This is a genomic window from Psychrobacter proteolyticus, assembly GCF_003350005.1.
GTDB lineage: Bacteria > Pseudomonadota > Gammaproteobacteria > Pseudomonadales > Moraxellaceae > Psychrobacter > Psychrobacter proteolyticus.
Genome location: NZ_QLKS01000003.1, coordinates 50,508 through 71,395 on the forward strand (window position 1 = coordinate 50,508; position 20,888 = coordinate 71,395).

The following is a 20,888-nucleotide window of genomic DNA, read 5'->3' on the forward strand; positions in this document are numbered from 1 at the left end:
AATATTCACAATATTAGCAGGCTTGTCTTTGTTGTACCGTAGTAATAACTGACTGCCACGATACTATAGTCAGTTTCATATATAGCAGACACAGAGCACCTAGCTAATAGCGATAAGCAAATCTAACAAGATTACCTATCGCTCTCTGAACCTGAATGATTTTATCTATTTTACCTTACCGTCAACTTATATCATTTTCCACGTCATATCATTTTCGCTCAAGCGATGATAATTAAGCTGCGGATAAGAAGATAAATCCACCTTTTGCAAGTTGTCTAGCGCCGTTAATAGTGCCTCATAATAGGGCTCAATCATTGCAAACTGTACAGGCGTCGTATGCTGTACATTCAGCAAGCACTTATCTTCCAAATCTTGGCTAGCCTGACGCAGTTGCGGTACACCTGTATATCGACTACCGCCCAGTATACGATGGGCAATTTGTGCCAGCATATTGCGGTCATGCGCTTCCCATGCCTGAATGAGTGCCTGCTTTTCATCATTGATAGTATCGATCATCATGATAATAAGCTTGGCCGCCAATTCAGGTTTGTTCGCTGAACGAGTGAGCGCATCTTGCCAATCTAAAATGTTTGAGGTATCACTTTTGCTTATATTGTTGTGGCTAAGGTCATTATTAATTTGCTCATGTAGAGTCGAGTTAACATGAGCTGTTCTATCTTGAGAGTTTTGGTCTTGAGAGCTGTCGATAGACTTTGTTGGTGATTGTAATAGTGGCGACTGACCTTGTTTTTGTAGACGTAAGCTCTCATAGCGCGGTTGAATATCACGCGCAGTATCTCGTCTATAGCCGTCACGAGGCTGGCTATCACGCAGATAATCATCACGGATTTTTTTCAAGGATAATGGACGAGTGATTTTTGGCTCGCTACTGATAGAAGTGCTATCACGATCTACCCCGTCTCCTCTTATTATTGGATAAGTAGCGGTTGAATTATCTGAAGACATACCTGAACTGGCTTGAGTCTCTTGCCCATTTACATTATTAGAGAGTAAGTCGTTCGATAAATTATTATCATTGATTGAGTAACCGCGCAGTGAGTCAATAGCAGTTAGCTCAGCTTCTGTTGGGTCGATACTCTGTACATTAGCACCTTGTAAACTATCACCCTGCAAATCAGAATGCTGTAAGCCAAAGCTCTGCAAATCTGTATCAGGTAATGCGGTCAATTGTGGTGTGGTACTCTTACGACCAAGCCATTTCTGTAGCACCTGTAATAACTGAGGTTGGCTAATAGGTTTACCAACATAGTCATTGATACCGCTGGCTATAAGTTTGTCACGTTCATCTGCTAACCCATGAGCTGTCAGAGCGATAATAGGGATACGACTATCCGCATTTTCGATATTGCGGATTTGCTTGGCCGCCTCATGTCCTGACATACGCGGCATTTGAATATCCATAAATATCAAATCAATATTGTCTTTGTCTTGAGTAGCCGCTTTATCATCAGCGCTCGTGTCCTCATGATAGAACGCGCTATTTGTTTTCTTATTTATCTCATCACGTGTTTCTGCTTTAGAGAGTTGCGTTTTATTCGAGAGGCTTTGCTTATCGCTCTTGGCAGTTTTGATGTTTTTGGTTTGTTGTTTACTGATAATCTCAATAGCATCAAACCCACTGCTCGCCGTGACTACCTGAATACCCAGCTCGCTTAATAGAGCATCAAGCACTAGTAAATTAGGCAAATGGTCATCAACTGCCAGTACCGTGACCCCTTTCCAGCGTGGTTCCTGCAAGCTTTGCGGCGTACTACGACTTTGCGTATCGAGCATTGCATATAGCTGTCTTTTGTCTAATGGCTCATACAGTATATTGGCATGATAGCGGTTGAGTAGCGCTTGATCGGCAGCCACTTGATAGCCAAACACAGCAAGCTTGCCTTGATAATGCAGACGAATTTGCTTGAGGAGCGCCATCATATCGTCTTGGGTGTCATCATCAACGATGACCCAATCCCAATAGTTACCGTGCTCTTTTAATGACTCAAGTACACCCGGTAATGAGTTGGCTTGAGTTAGCTTAATTGGCAAATACTGCAAGCTGGCCTTTAGTACTTGTATCGAAGCAGTATGATTGATCCAAACCAGTACATTAAACTCATCGGTGTCGCTCGCCAGTGGCGCTAATACTGGTAATTCAATCGTTTGACCGGTGGCTGCCTCTAGCACATCGACATGGGCTGGCATGCGAAACCAAAACGTCGCACCTTGGTTGGCAATATTTTCTTGAGCATTATCGTGAAACCCAATATCACCGCCCATCAAGCGTGTTAACTGTTTGGAGATAACCAGACCCAACCCTGTACCGCCATACTGACGTGTGATTGATGGGTCGCCTTGGCTAAAGCTTTGGAACAGCATTTTTTGATCTGCCAGAGAAATACCTTTTCCGCTATCTTGCACGCTAATCATCAGATAATTATCACGGTGGTCATCTAAGCTCACACGCACCACCACATCACCACTATCGGTAAACTTAATGGCATTACCAACGATATTGGTCAATACTTGCTTAAGACGTAACGCATCGCCATTGATACGCATCGGCACATCATTGTAAAACAGTACTGCCATGCGTAAACCTTTCTCCGCAGAGACAGGAGATAACATATCGACCACATCATAGATAGTGTCGTAAAGGTCAAACTCATGGCGATCCAGCACTAGCTTACCTGCTTCAATCTTAGAAAAATCTAAGACATCATTTACCAAAGCGAGCAAATGTGCTGAGGACTTACGTATGGTCTGTACATACAAGTCCTGCTCAGGATTCAGCTCACCGTGACGTGCCAGCAAATTAATGAAACCATCGATACTGTTCAATGGTGTACGCAGTTCATGACTGATATTGGCTAAAAACGCAGATTTTGCTTGGCTGGTTGAAATCGCTGCATCGCGTGCATTTCGAATAGAGATGTTTTGCATCTCCATCTCATCAAATGCCAAACGTAAATCATCCTCAGTCTGCTCGGCATGGTCTTTGAGCTCTTGAAAGCTTCTATGCAAGCGGCGCAATGTTCTAACTAGATCTTGCTGTAATAGATTCAGTTCACCATCTGACTCAACGGGTACAGGTTGGTATAAATTATCGACATGGGTACGCTGCAACTGCAAACGCAGCTCATAAATGGGGGCAATCCAACGTTTCGAATAGATATTTAGGCTCAGTAGTAGAATCAAGATAGTAAACAAACCAGTAATCACTAACGCCATCGCAATACGGTAGCGTGCAATGTAGAGCGGCTCATTATCCATATCGACGAGCAACCACAATGTCTGCCCTTCAAACTCTCCCAATACACTGCCATACGCCGTACCTACAGGCGTTGGTCGTTGTGACAAAAAGCTTGCGGAATCACTGATCAAGGGCCATTCTTCATTTAAGCCATAACCGACTGTTGCCAGTATTTGATTGCCTTCATTAATAATAGCAATGCGCTGTACATGCTGCTCAGACTGCATACGTCCAAGCTTATCTTGGATACCTTCTAGCGTCGTCATTGCCGCTTGCTGGGTCCTCTCTGCACTACTCCCTACTTGCTGGCGCTCTTGTTCTAGCAGCTCAGGAATCAGTTCAGCTATGACTGGCGTATAGCGAATAAGTACCGCTTCGGCCAATACTTCTTGCTCCGAGTCGCTCGCACGCATGGTTTCGTGAAATACCAAAATGCCGCCCACTGCTGCCAACACACAGATAGGCAAAAACACCAGTATGATCAGCTGACCATAAGCACTACTGGTATCGAAACGTTTTTTATATGCCATGCTAGGTCTACTCTCTACTAAGGTTCTTGCCGTGAATTTTTGTGATAACGTCAGTATTCGTGATACTTGCAGCGCGTCATATCAGAGCATCTGGGTAAGACGCTATTCTTAATGAAGCTATTAATCGTTAATAAATTAACTGATTTTGACGAGGCAACTACTATACAGCTCAAGATTATCTTAACAGGATTCTCTAGGCTCTGGTTAGGCATTCCATGGGATGAACAACGTTATAATTAAAGTGCCAACCACTCTGTGTTAAAGAGAATATGGCTTTAAGCTATCAACTCTACTTTTGCAACCCTCAACGTAATATTGACATTGACCTGATACAGTGACTATTAATCTTTGATGCGATAAGCGCAGCTGAAAACAAAATGATATAATAAAGCCACTTTTTATTTACCACAATATATCGCTCATAGTCATAACATATGAGAGCGCACTCTAATGCCTTTCGTTTTTAGCTCGCTTATCACCGTAAACCTATAACCCAAGCGACTGTCTAAAATTATGATCAAACAATAAAAACAGCGCTTCCATCAAAAACAAGCCATTAAAAACATATTTAAAAAATAGAAAAGGATACTTTATGTCCACTACGGCCATGTCAAATGCTAACTTCATTACTCAAATCACTACCCTCGCTGATTGCGTTGGTCAAACGCCATTGGTGAAACTTCAACGCCTGCCTGAGCAAGAGCACATTGCCAATGGTGCCACAGTACTAGCTAAGCTTGAAGGCAATAATCCAGCGGGTTCTGTAAAGGATCGCCCTGCTTTTAATATGATTTATCAAGCAGAACAACGCGGTGATATTAAGCCTGGCGACATGTTGATTGAAGCCACTAGTGGCAATACTGGTATTGCATTGGCCATGGTCGCTGCAATGCGTGGCTACCCAATAACATTGCTGATGCCAACCAACTCTACCCAAGAACGTAAAGATGCCATGATTGCTTATGGCGCAACGCTGATTGAAGTAGACGAAGGTATGGAAGCTGCGCGTGATTTGGCATTACAGATGCAAGCAGATGGCAAAGGGGTTGTATTAGATCAGTTTAATAATCCTGACAATAGCCAAGCACATTACCTGACTACAGGCCCTGAGCTATGGGCACAGACAGAAGGTAAAATTACGCATTTTATTAGCTCGATGGGCACGACAGGTACGATTACCGGTGTGTCACGTTATTTAAAAGAGCAAAATCCAGACGTCAAAATCATTGGCCTACAGCCTGACGAAGAAGCCTCTATTGCTGGCATTCGCCGTTGGCCTGCTGCCTATATGCCAGGTATTTTTGATGCAGACTTGATTGATGAAATGATGGATATCGATCAGCGTATTGCCGAAGTCTATATGCGTAAATTGGCGAAGACTGAAGGTATCTTTGCTGGAGTATCTTCGGGCGCAGCTGCGTGGGCAGCGACCCAAGTGGCAAAAGCAAATCCTAATGCTGTTATTGCTTTTATTGTCTGCGATCGTGGCGATCGTTATTTATCAACGGGTTTATATAACGTTGACGATAGCAATACAGATAACAGCAGTGCAGAAGTTAATTAATGCATAAGAAATACCATTTAGTATCGTTAATTTAAAAAAGTGCAAAGCGACCAAGTGCAGATGTAAACGTAATACTTCAAGCAATGTTAACGCTGTTATTCTTTTATAATGAATTAACTATAAGCTCATAAATAGTCAGGATTATCTATGTCACAAGCGCTACCATCCGACCCTATATTGGTTTTTGATATCGAGACTGTCGCCGATGTCGATGCAGCACGCCGTATCTATCCGCAATTGGCCGATCTTAACGATGCGGATGCATTAAGTGCGCTGACAGCGATACGTACACAAGAGGCAGGGCACGACTTTATGCGCTTGCCACTACAGCGCATCGTCTGTATCTCAGCTCTGTATATCAAGGATGGGAAGTTATCGCTATTTTCTTTGACTGCCGATAAATTTAGTGAAAAAGAAATCCTAGCCAAATTCTTTAGAGCATTTAACGACATTGAGACACTGCCGCAACTTATTAGCTGGAATGGCTCAGGCTTTGACATACCTGTACTGATATATCGTGCCATGCAATATGATTTGTCAGCACCATGGCTGTTCGAAGAAGGCGAGCGTATTAAAAACATGCGCTTTGACAATTATGTTAATCGCTTTCATACGCGTCATCTAGACTTGATGGATCGATTTAGCCAGTACGGTGCTAGTCGCCGTGAAGCGATGGATATCGTCGCAAGTCTGTACGGATTACCCGGTAAAACTGATGTAGATGGCAGCATGGTTGGCGCGCTTGTTAGTAGCGGTGACTGGCAGACCCTATCTATATACTGTGAGTCTGATGTGATGAACACTTGGCTTATTTATTTACGCTGGTTACGTCTAACAGGACAGTTGTCTTCACAAGATTTTGATGCTTGGCAGCAGCAGAGCTATGACTATCTGGCTAAGTATACCCAAGCTGATGGTAGTCTGCGACATCAAGAGTTTATCGCTGACTGGTCATCGGCACCCGAATTATAGAAATCGCATTATTAGTAGTTTTTTATTCCCCTCTTCTAGTTATTTATTATTAAGGCAGGTTTATGCAACCCACCGATTCAAAAACATCTACAGCATCTGATATGGCAGCGCAAAACAGTAACGCTCAAACGAATGAAGCTCAAACAAACGACACCCAAACGATTGTCATTCCGCCTAGTAAGAAAAAATCAAAGCCATCATCAAAGACACGTCGTCGTCTAAAAGATGCAGAGCCAATTCCATTTAATATTGATGGCTTATCACATGATGGTCGCGGTGTTGCTGTGTATGGTAATGGTTTTGATGTTGCGGAAGGCCATGCTGAAGACAAGCACGGCAAAAAAATATTTGTTAGCTTTGCTCTACCCGGTGAAAGCGCCTTAGTAAAAATAACCAATAGCCGTGCTAGCTTTGAAGAAGGCGATGCCATTAGTATTACTGCCAACCCAAACCCTGAACGTGCTGTCCCACCATGCCCGCATTTTGGTACTTGCGGTGGTTGTAACTTGCAGCACTGGCAGCCAGATGGTCAGATAAACTTTAAGCAGTCGGTACTGGCTGAAATGCTAATGCATCAAGCCAACGCGGAACCTGACAATTGGCTCGCCCCTGTGGTCGGTGATCGTCTTGGTTATCGTACCAAAGCACGTTTAGGCGTGCGCTATGTTGTCAAAAAAGAAACCGCGCTTGTCGGCTTCCGTGAGCGTTCAAGTAATTTCTTGGCAGAATTAAATGAATGTCATATCTTGGATCCGCGTATTGGTTTCGAGATTGAAAACCTAAAAACGCTTATTAGCACTTTAGAGAGCCGTGACAAGATTGCTCAGCTTGAGCTTGCAATGGGTGAGCAACTGCCAGAACTACCTGATGGTAATCAGCCAGTTGCGCTCATCGTACGTAATTTAGAACCGTTGTCAGACGCTGATATAGACAAACTAAAAGTCTTTTTTGCAGCGCGTAATTGGCAGCTGTATTTGCAGTCGAAAGGCGTTGATAGCATCCAACGTATTGCGTTGACAGACGCTGATGATTTGAGCGAGCAATTTGGGCGTTTATATTATCAATTGCCAGAGTATGATCTGACTTTTGAATTTATCCCTACTGACTTTACTCAAGTAAATCTATCCGTAAACCGTCAGATGACCAAGCTTGCCTGTGACTTATTGGACTTAAAAGCAGGCGAACGCGTACTAGATTTATTCAGTGGTTTAGGTAACTTTAGCTTGCCACTAGCGCGCCTCGTTGGCGAGACAGGCTCAGTAGTCGGTGTCGAAGGCAGTGAGGCCATGACCAAACGTGCTGCTGACAACGCCCGTCGCAACGGTATCAACAATACTGAGTTTTATAGTCAAGATTTGACTCAAGACTGTACTGATAAGCCATGGGCCAACCAAGGCTTTGACGCACTGTTGATTGATCCACCGCGCTCTGGTGCTTGGGAAATTATGCAATATTTGCCAAAATTCAATGCTGAGCGCATTGTTTATGTCTCTTGTAATCCAGCGACCCTTGCCCGTGATACAAAAGCATTGTTAGAACAAGGCTATCGTCTGACTCATGCTGGCGTGATGGATATGTTCTGCCATACCGGTCATGTTGAATCTATCGCTCGCTTTGAAAAAGTAGCGGTTTAATATTACTAATCTTCAAAAGTGATTAATAGTTAGTAACAACTAATAGTTGAACCTGATTAAAGAGACAATTAAGCGTTATTACAATTATCTAAGTTAACTCAAAGCTTTGATAAGTTTATGCTAATAAATAGCCATTATTTAGCGTAATTGACCACAGCCGTACAGAGGCTCGCTTGATTTGTCACTTTAAAATGAGATAATAGTAAACAATCTTCCTATGTTTTTGATGATGTTTCCAATCGCTACATAGCAAGCATTTGCACTCATAGCTTTATATATTTTACGCGCATTTTATAGCTGCTAAAAATAACATTTTTAGCAGTTGTATTGGTTTATAGCTGACACTTTATGGATCGTTAATTCAGAGTGTGTGCATAGTAGATGAGGTTATAATCAATTCAAAATAGCTAAGAGGAGTCGGCTATGGTAAAAATTCGTGAAGGATTACCGCTGGTGGATGGACAGACCACGCAGGCCGATAGTGCAACACTTGCGGCGCAACTGGTGGCGAGCCAACGCTCTCACCAGTCAGCCAATAGCTATGCCCAAATTCCCCTCGACATCAAATACCAGTTGGCAACTCACAAGTTACATACTACTTTTGATCGCTCAGCTGCACACACTTATCATTTGCATGACCCTCACATTGAAGACGAGTATTTAAATGATACCAATGCGCTATCAAACGAAGAGCTTGAGGCGGTCGACTTAGACCAGGCCAATATCGACGTACCTACTTGGCTAGATAATGTGGCAAAGCGTATTGGCCAAGAGTCAGTACCCAACCTAAGTGCAGCTTGCGAGTTTATTCGCAGTCATATGAATACCAGTGAATCTGAGCGTTCAGGCGCTTATGTGACCGGTATTGGTATGACTGATATCTTGACCTATCTTTACCAAGATGAAGACGCATTGGTCGCGGCCATGCTGTATCGCAGTGCGCGCAAATCAATCATTAGTCTCGCTGAAGTTGAAAAAAACTTTGGTCCAGATATTCTGACGCTTGTTAAAGACACCCTTGCAATGGGTAAGCTGTCGGAGATTATCGAGAGCAATAAACGCTTAGAAGACCATTTCGTCAATAACCAACGTGATCAGCTATCAAATATTTATAGTATGCTCATCTCTGTTACTAACGATGTGCGCGTGGTACTGATAAAACTGGCTGAACGTACTTTCGCCATGCGTGAATTGACTTTTTCTAATCAAGAACGTCAAACGCGTGTCGCACGTGAAGTCATGACTATTTATGCGCCATTAGCCCATCGTTTAGGTATTGCACAGCTAAAATGGGAGCTTGAAGATTTAGCTTTCCGTTATCTCGCGCCTGATCGGTATAAAGAAATTGCTAAGCTACTGTCAGAAAAACGTAGCGAACGTGAGTCCTATATTCAGCGCGTACAAGACAAATTAAATGAATCATTAGCAGACGCCAGTATCGAAGGCGAGGTATCTGGGCGCGTCAAACATATCTACTCTATTTATCGAAAAATGAAGCTCAAAGGCTTATCGTTCGACCAACTTTATGACATTCGTGCCTTGCGCGTCTTGGTCAATAGCCCTTCTGACTGTTATCACGTTTTAGGCCTAGTACACGGCTTATGGCGTTACATTCCTGAACAGTTTGATGACTATATTACTAACCCTAAGTCCAATGGTTATCGCTCGCTACATACTGCTGTAATCGCGGAAAACAAGTCACTAGAAGTCCAGATTCGTACTCATGAGATGCATTTTGAGGCCGAGCTTGGCATGTGTGCGCACGTTAATTACAAAGAAGGTCTGAAGAACAAGAAAGACAATTATCTGAATCAAAGAATCAGCTCATTACGTCAATTATTATCTATCAATAATGAGACACGCAATCAGCCACGCTCAGCTGTGGTAGCGGGCGAAGAGATAGATGATATTGAGTTTGACGAAGAAGAGCAACTCGTTGATTTTGATGAACTAGAACGTATTTATATCTTTAGTCGTGACGGTGATATTACTGAGCTACCAAAAGGCGCGACCGTTCTTGATTTTGCCTACTATGTGCATACTCAAGTTGGCAACCGTGCGCAGGCAGCCCGCGTCAATCAGCGCTATGTGCCACTGACCTATCAGTTGAAAACAGGTGAGCAAGTTGAGATTATCACTAAGGCATCACGTGAGCCCAATCGTGATTGGTTGGTAGCCTCGTTAGGTTATATTCATACCAATCGGGCCCGTTCAAAACTGCGCCAATGGTTTAATAAGCAAGACCGTGATAAGAATATTGAAATAGGTCGCCAAATGCTCAGTAAAGAGCTTGAGCGCCTATCTGTTCATCCTAATAGTATTGATCTAAACGACTATATTCAGCATTTTCATGTCAATACGACCGATGACATTATTGTAGGTCTGGTGACAGGCGATATCGGCCTGAATCAATTGACCAGTCATATCTCTCGTCAGCTACATCTAGAGCCTGAGATTCCATCAGAGAGCTTTGTACCGCATGTAGATAACAGAGATACAGGTAAGCTCGATGCGTATAAAATCCATATCGATGGTTTGGATAATATCGAAATCAATTTGGCAGGTTGTTGTCATCCTGTGCATGGCGAACCGATTGCTGGTTACATCACTTTATCGCGTGGCGTTAGCGTGCATAATCGAGGCTGCCCAGAGTACTTACGTCTGGTCGAGCGTGACCCTGAGCGCAAGATAGAAGCCGCTTGGCAAGTACAGACTGGTCGTTATCAGCCTGTTGATATTCATGTCGAAGCATATGACAGACGCGGTTTGCTACGTGATTTGACACAGATAATTGATAAAGAAAACGTCAATATTCGCCAAGTTCAAACACTAAGTAACGACGACAATATTGCTTTTTTAAAGTTTCATATTGAAGTCTCAGGCTTAGCGCATTTGTCTAAGTTGCTCGCAAAATTAGAACAGCAACATGGTATTTTGCACGCGCGCCGTGCAGTTGTGTAAATAAAACCTTAAGCCAGTCGTTATTTATTCCATAATAGAGTTGTTAAAAAATACTATGCCTGAATTACCTGAAGTAGAAACCACTAAAGCCAGTCTTGCTCCATTGTTGGGGCAACAGGTAGTTGATGTTAAAGTATTTCAGCCAAAGCTGCGCTGGATGATGCCAGATAACTTGAACGAGCTGGTTAATTACACATTAGAGAGTGTTGAGCGCCGAGCAAAGTATCTGATTCTTAGTTTTCTACCAGTAACTGCACAGAATAACGCTCCCATGTCAGCCAGCAAAGTCGAACCGCGTCAGCTTCTTATTCACTTAGGAATGTCAGGTAGCTTACAACAGCACAGCTATGGTACTGATAAGCGTAAACATGATCATTTAGTTGTTATTTTTAATGATAATGCTGATAAAAAGTCTCAGCTACATTACTATGATCCTAGACGTTTTGGTTCAGTACTATGGCATGAGGATTACGGCAATAAACTACTAGATCATCTGGGTCCTGAGCCGCTTTCAAAAGATTTTACCGCAAACTATTTATACAGCTTAATTCAGCGTATTGATTTATCTAGTCAAGATAGCAATGGGGCATTGTCAGATAGTACTAAAACGAATAAGCGACTAAAACCCATTTCCCGAGCGATTAAATCTGTCATCATGGAACAAGAAGTCGTGGTCGGTGTTGGCAATATTTATGCAACTGAAAGCCTGTACTTGTCCGGCATTCACCCTGCTACACCAGCCAATCAACTTTCATACGATCAGATTGTCATTTTAGTGAATCATATTAAAGAAATTCTAAAGAAAGCGATAAAATTGGGCGGTTCGACACTACGAGATTTCACAGTAGCAAGTGGTCAAACTGGTTACTTTCAACAAACTTTAAATGTGTACGGTAGACAAGGAGAAAGCTGTCTACATTGCAGTACGACACTAGAAAACATCAAGCTTACTGGTAGAGCCAGTGTTTATTGTCCAAATTGTCAGCCGTTAAAATAACTAATAATTGATATCCGTTTGTTTGTACTGTGTCTAGATTAAGATAATATCTAGATACAGTATCTATTTTTAAAAGTCTCAAATACTGCCAAAGCTATAGTTAGATTATTCTCATTTTTGTTGCTTATTAGCGCGCATCTTGCTTTAATAGTGCTAGCGCTTACATAAATAGTGCGTATTGTTTATTTTTCTGTAATATTTAGCCTAACTATTGTTGCCGCAAGATTCCTGTGTGAAGATAGCAGCAGCCATTAATCATACTACTATGAGTTTCAGGATATCGTTATGACTGTTAAAGCAAAAACTCAACGCACAGTTAAGCAGAGATTTTTTACTGTATTGGCAACTCTAGGATTGGTAGCTGCAACTATCCAGCCTACTTTTGCAGCTATAGAAATTGATGAAACTGATTTTGGTCCTTCATACGAGACGATGGTAGTTGATACGATTGTCGGTAAACCACTGCAACTCGTGAATGCTGTGGCTGGTACGGCAGCTTATATCGTTAGCTTACCTTTCTCACTTATTGGTGGTAATGCAGATCAAGCACAGCAGAAGCTATTTGTTGAGCCTTGGGATGCGATGGGACGTTGTTTAGGCTGCACAGTTGCAGAAGACAATTATTACAAATCTCAAGTCGTTGATAATAATGTAGTACGTATCGTGGTCGATCAACCGTCAGAAATTCTGATTAATACCAATGATTATGTAGTGGTTACTCCGTAACAATTTGCTTTTAGTAGGCACATCAAATAGTTCACAAAAAATGACTGTGACTATTTCATAGCAAAAAGGCTAACGAGAAGTTAGCCTTTTTTATTGTCAACGAGTTGATAATTTATTTCATAATACTGGTATTACTTAATTTGGCACTGATTTCACGCAGCAACTTCACTTCCTCTGATGGCTCTTCTATTGCTTCTTCTATAACTTCCTCTACCTCTTCAGCACGGCGCATTTTATTGACACCTCTAACCATCATAAAGATGATGAAAGCTAAGATTAGAAAGTTAATAAGCACGGTAATAAAACTACCGTAAGCCAATACAGGAACACCTGCTTCTTTGAGCGCATCATAAGTCATAGCAATACCGTCAGGTGCATCGCCTAAAACTAAGAACATGTTTTCAAAATTAATCTCGCCGCCAAAAATAAAAGCGACAATCGGCATAATAATATCATCTACCAAAGATTTTGTTATGGTAGCAAAAGCCCCGCCAATGATGACACCGACTGCCAAATCCATCACATTGCCCTTGACAGCGAACTCTCTAAACTCTGAAACCATACTCATTGTTTTTTCCTCAAAATTTATCTACAAACCAATAGATATTTATATAATTAGTGTCACACCTAGCTTTCATGTTAATAATTGAATACATTAATACCACTATTCATTCTGTCTGTATTTTTCCAAGATTACAACACAAAAAAAAGCAGTATAAAGTGAACCACTAATAGCTCACCTTATACTGCTCATTTCTTAACCGCTTAGTGCCAGTAAAAACTACTGACACTAAGTGTTCGCGTCAAACATCAATGCTATGAATCACTAAGTAACTCATTTATTGATATTAAGCACCTTTCTTACCACGGCCGTGACGCTTACGCTCACTTTCAGTCAAGTAGCGCTTACGAATACGTACCGCTTTTGGCGTTACTTCGACTAGCTCATCATCTTGAATAAATTCAAGCGCTTGCTCAAGAGTGAACTTCACTGCTGGCGTCAACGTCAATGCTTCGTCAGTACCACTAGCACGTACGTTGGTTAGCTGTTTAGCAGTCGTCGGGTTAACAGTCATATCATCGTTACGAGAGTTAAGACCAACAATCATACCTTCATAAACTTCAAGTTGTGGTTCAGCAAACAACTTACCACGTTTCTGTAGGTTAAATAGAGCAAAACCTAGGCAAGTACCATTTGCCATAGAAACCAATACGCCGTTAGAACGACCACCAACATCACCGATCTTCTGTGGACCGTAATGTGAGAAGCTCGAGGTCATGATACCACTACCTGAAGTCAGGGTTAGGAACTCAGAACGGAAACCGATTAAGCCACGCGCTGGTATGGTTGCCTCAATACGCATACGGCCTTTACCGTCCAGCTCCATGTTAGTCATCTCGCCTTTGCGTAGACCAACTTGCTCCATGATAGAACCTTGATGCTCTTCTTCGATATCGAAGACAACGTTTTCATACGGCTCTTGTAGCTTACCATCAACTTCTTTAACGATAACTTCTGGACCAGAAACACCTAGCTCAAAACCTTCACGGCGCATGTTTTCAATAAGTACTGATAAATGAAGCTCACCACGGCCTGATACTTTGAATTTGTCAGGAGACTCTGTGTCTTCTACACGCAATGCTACGTTATGAATCAACTCACGCTCAAGACGCTCACGAATGTTACGTGAAGTCACGAACTTACCTTCACGACCAGCAAATGGTGAATTGTTTACTTGGAAGTTCATAGATACTGTAGGTTGATCTACTGTTAGTGCTGGTAGTGCTTCAACGTTGTTAGGATCACAAATAGTATCAGAGATGTTTAGCGCATCGATACCTGTGATACAAACGATATCACCTGCTTGTGCATCTTCAACGTCAATACGATCAAGACCATGGTAACCCATGATTTTTAGGATACGGCCGTTACGCGTTTTGCCATGCTTATCAATGACAGTCACTGGCGTGTTAAGTTTAACTTTACCACGCTGAATACGGCCAATACCGATTACACCAACAAAGCTGTTGTAATCAAGGCTTGAGATTTGCATACGGAAAGGAGCGTCAGCATCAACCTGTGGAGGCTGAACAACGTCAACGATAGTTTTGAACAATGGGGTCATGTCGTCAGCTAAATCATCTGCTTCTAGACCTGCGATACCGTTCAATGCTGAAGCATAAACAACTGGGAAATCAAGCTGCTCATCGTTTGCACCTAGGTTATCAAACAAATCAAAGATTTGATCCATTACCCAATCAGGACGTGAGCCAGGACGATCGATTTTGTTAATAACAACGATCGGCTTTAGACCTTGTTCGAATGCTTTTTGTGTCACAAAACGAGTCTGAGGCATTGGACCATCAACAGCGTCAACAACCAAAAGTACGCAATCAACCATAGACATTACACGCTCAACTTCACCACCGAAATCGGCGTGACCTGGGGTATCTACAATATTGATACGATATTCAGTTTCTGAAGTTTTATCTGTCCAGCGGATAGCTGTGTTTTTAGCCAAAATGGTAATACCACGTTCTTGCTCAATATCACCTGAGTCCATTGCACGCTCAGCAATGTTTGCACGGTCGCCAAAAGTACCAGACTGATGTAATAACTTATCAACCAAAGTTGTCTTACCGTGGTCAACGTGGGCAATAATTGCAATGTTACGCAGGTGTTTGATATCGTTCGCCATATAAAATGCTCGTTTCGTCTTAAAAAAATGCAGTAGCAGTAAGCGCTGCTGAATAAACTTTCATCATCAATCAGATAGATATTGAATCTAAGATGACGCAAAAAAGAATGCTATCAAATAAAAAAGTTCAATACAATCAAATATCTATACTGACGAATTCATCATACAGATTGCTATGCTAATGTACATACTGTTAATTTACAGAATGTTTGGGTGGCTAGTATAACATTATTGATTCATAAATTTATGTAATAACTCACTTTTCTCAATACATAAATAAAAAAAAGCCACCCATTGGGTGGCTTTTTTTGTAACTGTATATTTGACTATACGGTTATTTTGCTAATACTTACTGAACAACCATATCTTTAGTTTGTTCAACAGTCATTGTTTTGTCACCAGTGATAATGGCATAAACACGACGGTTCATAGCACGACCTTCTTCAGTGTCGTTTGAAGCGATTGGGTTGTCATAACCATAACCAACAGTCGATAGACGGTTTGGAGCGATACCGAATTCGTTAGTTAGCATAGATTTAACAGCAACGGCACGAGCTTCAGATAGACGTTGGTTATAACGCGCTGAAGGACCAGTCTTAGAAGCATGACCTTCTACACGGGCGGTAGAGTTAGGATACTCACGCATCTTCTCTGCTACTTTAGCGATTTCTGGCTTGTACTGGTTTTTGATAGCTGACTTGTCGTTATCAAAGAATACACGTAGTTCCATTTTCAATTCATCAGTAATATCTACTGGTACTGGACAACCGCGCTCATCAACTACTACATTCATTGGAGTGCCTGGGCATGCATCGATGCTATCAGGTACGCCATCACCATCAGAATCAAGATCAGCTTCAACAACCACTACTGGAGTATTGTCAACTACTGGCTCTTGCATAGGTGGTACTGCTACTGTAGGTGCTAGATGGCCACCTAGTACTACTTCTAGACCGGCCAAAGCCATGCCTTCCCACCAGTTGTTATCAAAGTTATGAATCGCACGAGCTTCACCACGTAGGCTTAGCGCATCGTTGATACGATACATAGCACCTAGACCTAGGTTACCGATAGTATCTTTAGTACCACTGATTTTATCGCCTGAAGAGTCTTTGATTTCAAGTTTAGATTGACCAGCACCAACTAATACATAAGGCTTAAATGCATTATCAGTATAGCCAGTAAACTCTTCAGTACCGATCAAGAAGTTACCAGAAATCATTTCTTGTTCTGCATCAAAATTATCAGAACCATCCTGATCAATAGCATCAGTATCTGATACACCATACTCTACCTGAAACTGAGTAGAAGGAGTCAATTCGATACCTAGTGCTGCTCCAGTATACAAACCGTCTTCTTTATAGTAGTTATCTCCACTACCATCATAGTTTCCTAATAATTCGGCTTGATCGTCATCAGCACCTTCACTGTAATGATAACCTAATAGTAGTGGGCTAATAGTAACGCCAGCGTTAGCTGCTAGTGGAGCAGCAGTTACGGCAAACAAAGCTAAAGCAATTTTATTCAGTTTCATGGACTTCCTCCAAAGGATAATTTTAGTGATGCATTAAGCAAAACCGATTTTCAAGACGTACTAAGATAGACATCTTTTATACGTTTTAAGTTACAAAGCAAAACCAATTAAGAAGTAGCTTAGCTATTATTAATTCAGTTTACAACTTTTTTCGTTAACGAGCTACACATTATTACACGATAATGTTGTAACTAAAACATAATCAGCAGTCTAAGTTACCCAGAACTAACACACCTTACGCTTCTTACCTTTTATATGTCAGCTTATGATAGATAGACAGACGATTGACATCTATTCTCTTGAAGCATTTTATTACATTCGATTTTTTTTCTCTACGAGTTATATGAGATATTCACTAATTGAAACATTTTTTGACAATACCTATATATTACGTTTATATTGTAAAACCTCAATATTTATCCAGTAATCAAGCTGTTAGGTATTACAACTGTTATATATGATCAATTATTAGTAAATGAAGTTATATAGGACAGTCTGTTTATCAGAATGTAAATGATCTATAGAGATGGGAAGGAGTTTTTACTGGAGTATCTGACAGCTATAGGATGTAGCGACTCATGATTCTATTTTACAAGATATTATCTAGGTATAAGTTAGCAACTGCTTGTGTTTTCTCTATATTTATTTATATGAAAAGAAAGTGTACTCTCGATAGTCTCCCAATTTCTAGAATACACTCACTCAACATATTATTTAAATCATTCAAGTATAGCGAAGCATCTTGTGAAAACATTGATAATTTCAATGTTAAACATTTGAAGGGCTTCACTCTCGTTGAACTTATTGTGACTATACTGGTAATAGGCATCATCGTAGCTATTGCAACGCCAAGTATCTTAACGCAGTTAGCACGTATGGAAGCTAAACGCGTTAAACAACAACTCGAAGATGCTCTATCATTGGCCCAAGCTGAAAGCTATATCAGCCGAAAAAACGTATTAGTTTGCTTGTCTAACAACGCGAGACAATGTCATAGAAACAGTGACAAAATGCTCTTACTATTTGTGGATAAAAACGGTAATAATCGCTTTGATCCTCAAGTCGATAATTTGTTGACTCAGCAAATTTTGAATCTGAAATATAGCACAGTAAAATTAAGGGTCGGAGGTAAGCGACACTATATTAAGTTTTGGGGAGATAGTGGTAAGCCACGAGGACATTTCGGTCATATAAAATACTGTCCTACTTCTTCTTATAACAAGTCAATGTATCAAATTTCCTTTAATCAGTCTGGCATTGTTCGGCATAAACGAAATATAGATCATCCTACCAAATGTAATAGCTGATATATACCGTATCCTTAAACCTACTTGTACATTGCCTCTTTCATCATTATCACAGCATTTTCTAATCCTACAAACACCGCATCTGCAATAAGTGCATGACCAATATTCAACTCATATATACCATCAATCTTTGCAATGGCATTAACATTGTCACACGTTAAACCATGACCTGCGTTAATAAGCAATTTATCGTCTAGGCTCTGTGCTGTAGTTACTGCATGTTCGATTCTTTGAAGCTCAGCCAACTGTGCGGCAGTATCATTTGCTAAGCCTGCTTCCGCATAAGCACCAGTATGCAATTCTATCGCGTCTGCACTACATTCTATTGCAGCAGCAATCTGCTTGTCATCAGGATCAATAAACAAAGAAACCTTAATATTAGAGTCTTGTAGCTTATGAACATATTCTTTTAGAGACGTAACTTGCCCTGCAACATCAAGACCACCTTCTGTCGTTAACTCTGCACGCTTTTCAGGTACTAGACATACCCAAAAAGGTTTAACTTCGCAGGCAATTGCAAGCATCTCATCTGTCGCCGCCATCTCTAGATTCATTCTCGTCGACAACTGCCCTGCCATTTCATAAACATCTGCATCTTGTATATGACGACGATCTTCACGTAAATGTATAGTGATACCATCTGCCCCTGCCTTTTCGCACAGTAATGCAGCAGCTAGAGGACTTGGGTAACTTACACCACGCGCTTGACGCAATGTCGCCACGTGATCAATATTCACGCCTAGCAAAGGTTTTTTTGAATTGTTTTCAGATGAGGTAGATACAGAGATACTCATAAAAAATCCTTTGGACAATTAAGCCTAACTTATATAGTTGATACTACGATGATATTGAAGACTATCATTATTGATAACGCTGCTGTTGCTGCCATAACAGACGGCTTTGTAGCGGCTGATAATCAAGTAAATGATCAATAAGATGTCGATGTAGTTTTGACCAATGGCTCAGCGTCTGTTCAGTAATACCTAAGCGTGCCATTTCTATAATATCTGCGCCCTTAAAAACAGTCTGTCCAGACTCACTGGCTAAATGCACAGACTCTTCATTATGTACCAATACAGGAAGCAAACCTACATCCGGTAAAAAACGGTAAGTACAATCAGACTCGATGGGGTCTTCAACGTTGTCATGCGTTAACGTTAAAGTGAATCCTAATTCGGTAAATAGATACTGCTCAAACTGACGTAGACAGAGACGAAGCTCGCTATTACTTAAGGGCTGCTTGAGTTGTTGTAGACTGATTTGATAATGCTGCCACAATACTGGCATTGGGTCTTCAGTAGGTAACAGCCGCCACAGAATCTCGTTTATATATAGTGCGGCATACTGATGTTGACCGCTGATATTAGCGTAAGGTACGGCGTCTAAGACAGCAGGTGTACTACCTTCTTGAACACTATCAGCTTGAGTCGTATCATGCGAGGCAATATTAATTTGACTAAAAGTTTTTAGGTCGCGTTTGCCAGTAGCAAAAAGCTGTAACGGCATAAATAGTGGCGCGCCTTTTTTCCCAACACCATGTATCACACCATGTTGTTGGGAAAAAAGATAATATAAAGCACGCTTTTCCTGATAAGGGTGCTGATGCAATAAATACCCGACGAGCGCTTCATTACGCATTTTTTATTACCTAAATAGCTAAAAGGCAGACAGTATTTTTGAAGCGTTCGTTTTTAACCGCTATCAATAGCCCAAACTGGTCAACGCACGTTCGTCATCAGACCAACCACGTTTCACTTTGACCCACAGCGTTAACATGATTTTTTTACCGAATAACTGTTCCATATCTTTACGAGCATCCATACCAACTTGTTTGATACGCTGACCTTTGTCTCCGATAACGATGGCTTTTTGACCACCACGTTCAACATAGATAGTCGCATCGATAAAAGTACAAGCTTTGCGTGGACGCCCTGTTTTTGGATCAGTATGTGCAGGTTCGTCTTTAAACTCATCAATCTGTACCGTTAAATCATAGGGTACTTCATCGCCTGCACTACGCATGATTTTTTCGCGAATAATTTCACTGGCCAAAAATCGCTCAGAGCGATCAGTGATTTGCTCTGTATCATAAATAGGAGCAGCGACTGGTAAATGCGAAGCAATCACTTCTTGCAAACGATCTAAGTTTTGATTTTTTAGTGCAGATACAGGAACGATATCAGCAAAATCGAAACTGTCGTTAAAAGTTTCGATAAGTGGTAACACACTGCCTTTATCTTTTAGAGTATCTGACTTATTAATAACCAAGACGACTGTTAGATTAGTCTCACCGAGCTTTTGCAAGGTCAATAAATCATCGTCACGCCATTGATCTGAATCGACAACAAACAGTACTAAATCTACATCTACTAACGCTGATACCGCCGCTTTATTCATACGCTCATTAATAGCACGTACTTCGTTACGGTGAATACCTGGTGTATCGACAAACACGGCTTGCATTTCATGGTTTGACAAAATGCCATGAATACGATGACGGGTGGTTTGCGGTTTACGTGAGGTGATAGAGAGTTTTTGACCTAATAAGTGATTCATCAAAGTTGACTTGCCCACATTTGGACGTCCAACAATGGCGACATAACCTGCTCTAAAATCATCAGCCATACGAGCAGTGCCACTCGGTGCAAAAAACTCTTCAATCGCCATATCGTTTTCTACTGTGATATCTTCTACGTTATCGGCGTTCG

14 protein-coding genes are annotated in these 20,888 nt (G+C 41.3%); 7 read left to right on the top strand and 7 right to left on the bottom strand.

Annotated features, from left to right (window positions below; translation table 11 throughout):
* Positions 1 to 186 precede the first annotated feature (186 nt).
* Entirely contained in the window at positions 187 to 3,786 is a 3,600-nt protein-coding gene (locus DXK30_RS07415) for a hybrid sensor histidine kinase/response regulator (RefSeq protein ID WP_114701170.1), read from the bottom strand.
* 607 nt (positions 3,787 to 4,393) lie between these two features.
* Here DXK30_RS07415 and cysM point away from each other — a divergent pair.
* The 6 genes from cysM (at position 4,394) to DXK30_RS07445 (ending at position 12,640) form a co-directional block, all read left to right on the top strand.
* Positions 4,394 to 5,350 (top strand): cysteine synthase CysM, encoded by a 957-nt coding sequence (cysM, locus tag DXK30_RS07420; protein WP_201508138.1) that lies wholly within the window; start codon positions 4,394 to 4,396, stop codon positions 5,348 to 5,350.
* Positions 5,351 to 5,497: 147 nt separating this feature from the next.
* Positions 5,498 to 6,322 carry a 3'-5' exonuclease gene (locus tag DXK30_RS07425; protein ID WP_114701172.1) on the top strand — a complete coding sequence of 275 codons (825 nt, stop codon included), beginning with the start codon at positions 5,498 to 5,500 and terminating at the stop codon, positions 6,320 to 6,322.
* A 62-nt stretch (positions 6,323 to 6,384) separates the two neighbouring features.
* Positions 6,385 to 7,956, top strand: a complete 1,572-nt coding sequence (gene rlmD / locus DXK30_RS07430) for a 23S rRNA (uracil(1939)-C(5))-methyltransferase RlmD (protein ID WP_390178033.1) — start codon at positions 6,385 to 6,387, stop codon at positions 7,954 to 7,956.
* Positions 7,957 to 8,379: 423 nt separating this feature from the next.
* On the top strand, positions 8,380 to 10,917 hold the full coding sequence (locus tag DXK30_RS07435; RefSeq protein WP_114701173.1) for a RelA/SpoT family protein: 2,538 nt from the start codon (positions 8,380 to 8,382) through the stop codon (positions 10,915 to 10,917).
* 55 nt (positions 10,918 to 10,972) lie between these two features.
* Positions 10,973 to 11,914: a bifunctional DNA-formamidopyrimidine glycosylase/DNA-(apurinic or apyrimidinic site) lyase gene (gene mutM, locus DXK30_RS07440; RefSeq protein WP_114701174.1), complete on the top strand. Its 942-nt coding sequence runs from the start codon at positions 10,973 to 10,975 to the stop codon at positions 11,912 to 11,914.
* A gap of 285 nt (positions 11,915 to 12,199) precedes the next feature.
* Positions 12,200 to 12,640 (top strand): hypothetical protein, encoded by a 441-nt coding sequence (locus tag DXK30_RS07445; RefSeq protein WP_114701175.1) that lies wholly within the window; start codon positions 12,200 to 12,202, stop codon positions 12,638 to 12,640.
* A 112-nt stretch (positions 12,641 to 12,752) separates the two neighbouring features.
* Here DXK30_RS07445 and mscL read toward each other — a convergent pair whose 3' ends face one another.
* From mscL to DXK30_RS07460, 3 genes are all read right to left on the bottom strand, one after another.
* Entirely contained in the window at positions 12,753 to 13,208 is a 456-nt protein-coding gene (gene mscL, locus DXK30_RS07450) for a large conductance mechanosensitive channel protein MscL (protein ID WP_114701176.1), read from the bottom strand.
* Positions 13,209 to 13,488: 280 nt separating this feature from the next.
* Complete coding sequence (gene typA / locus DXK30_RS07455; RefSeq protein WP_057758402.1) at positions 13,489 to 15,339, bottom strand: translational GTPase TypA; 1,851 nt, start codon at positions 15,337 to 15,339, stop codon at positions 13,489 to 13,491.
* A gap of 349 nt (positions 15,340 to 15,688) precedes the next feature.
* Complete coding sequence (locus DXK30_RS07460) at positions 15,689 to 16,873, bottom strand: OmpA family protein (RefSeq protein ID WP_114701177.1); 1,185 nt, start codon at positions 16,871 to 16,873, stop codon at positions 15,689 to 15,691.
* 578 nt (positions 16,874 to 17,451) lie between these two features.
* On the opposite strand from DXK30_RS07460, the gene DXK30_RS07465 reads away from it, so the two are divergent.
* Positions 17,452 to 18,180 (top strand): GspH/FimT family pseudopilin, encoded by a 729-nt coding sequence (locus tag DXK30_RS07465; RefSeq protein ID WP_227670705.1) that lies wholly within the window; start codon positions 17,452 to 17,454, stop codon positions 18,178 to 18,180.
* Positions 18,181 to 18,200: 20 nt separating this feature from the next.
* Here the strand turns inward: DXK30_RS07465 and DXK30_RS07470 are convergent, their stop codons facing one another.
* The 3 genes from DXK30_RS07470 to era all read right to left on the bottom strand — a co-directional run bounded on the left by DXK30_RS07470 (position 18,201) and on the right by era (position 20,847).
* Entirely contained in the window at positions 18,201 to 18,974 is a 774-nt protein-coding gene (locus DXK30_RS07470; protein ID WP_114701178.1) for a pyridoxine 5'-phosphate synthase, read from the bottom strand.
* Positions 18,975 to 19,041: 67 nt separating this feature from the next.
* Entirely contained in the window at positions 19,042 to 19,818 is a 777-nt protein-coding gene (gene recO / locus DXK30_RS07475) for a DNA repair protein RecO (RefSeq protein WP_114701179.1), read from the bottom strand.
* A gap of 63 nt (positions 19,819 to 19,881) precedes the next feature.
* Entirely contained in the window at positions 19,882 to 20,847 is a 966-nt protein-coding gene (gene era, locus DXK30_RS07480; protein ID WP_227670726.1) for a GTPase Era, read from the bottom strand.
* Between the last annotated feature and the right edge of the window lie 41 nt (positions 20,848 to 20,888).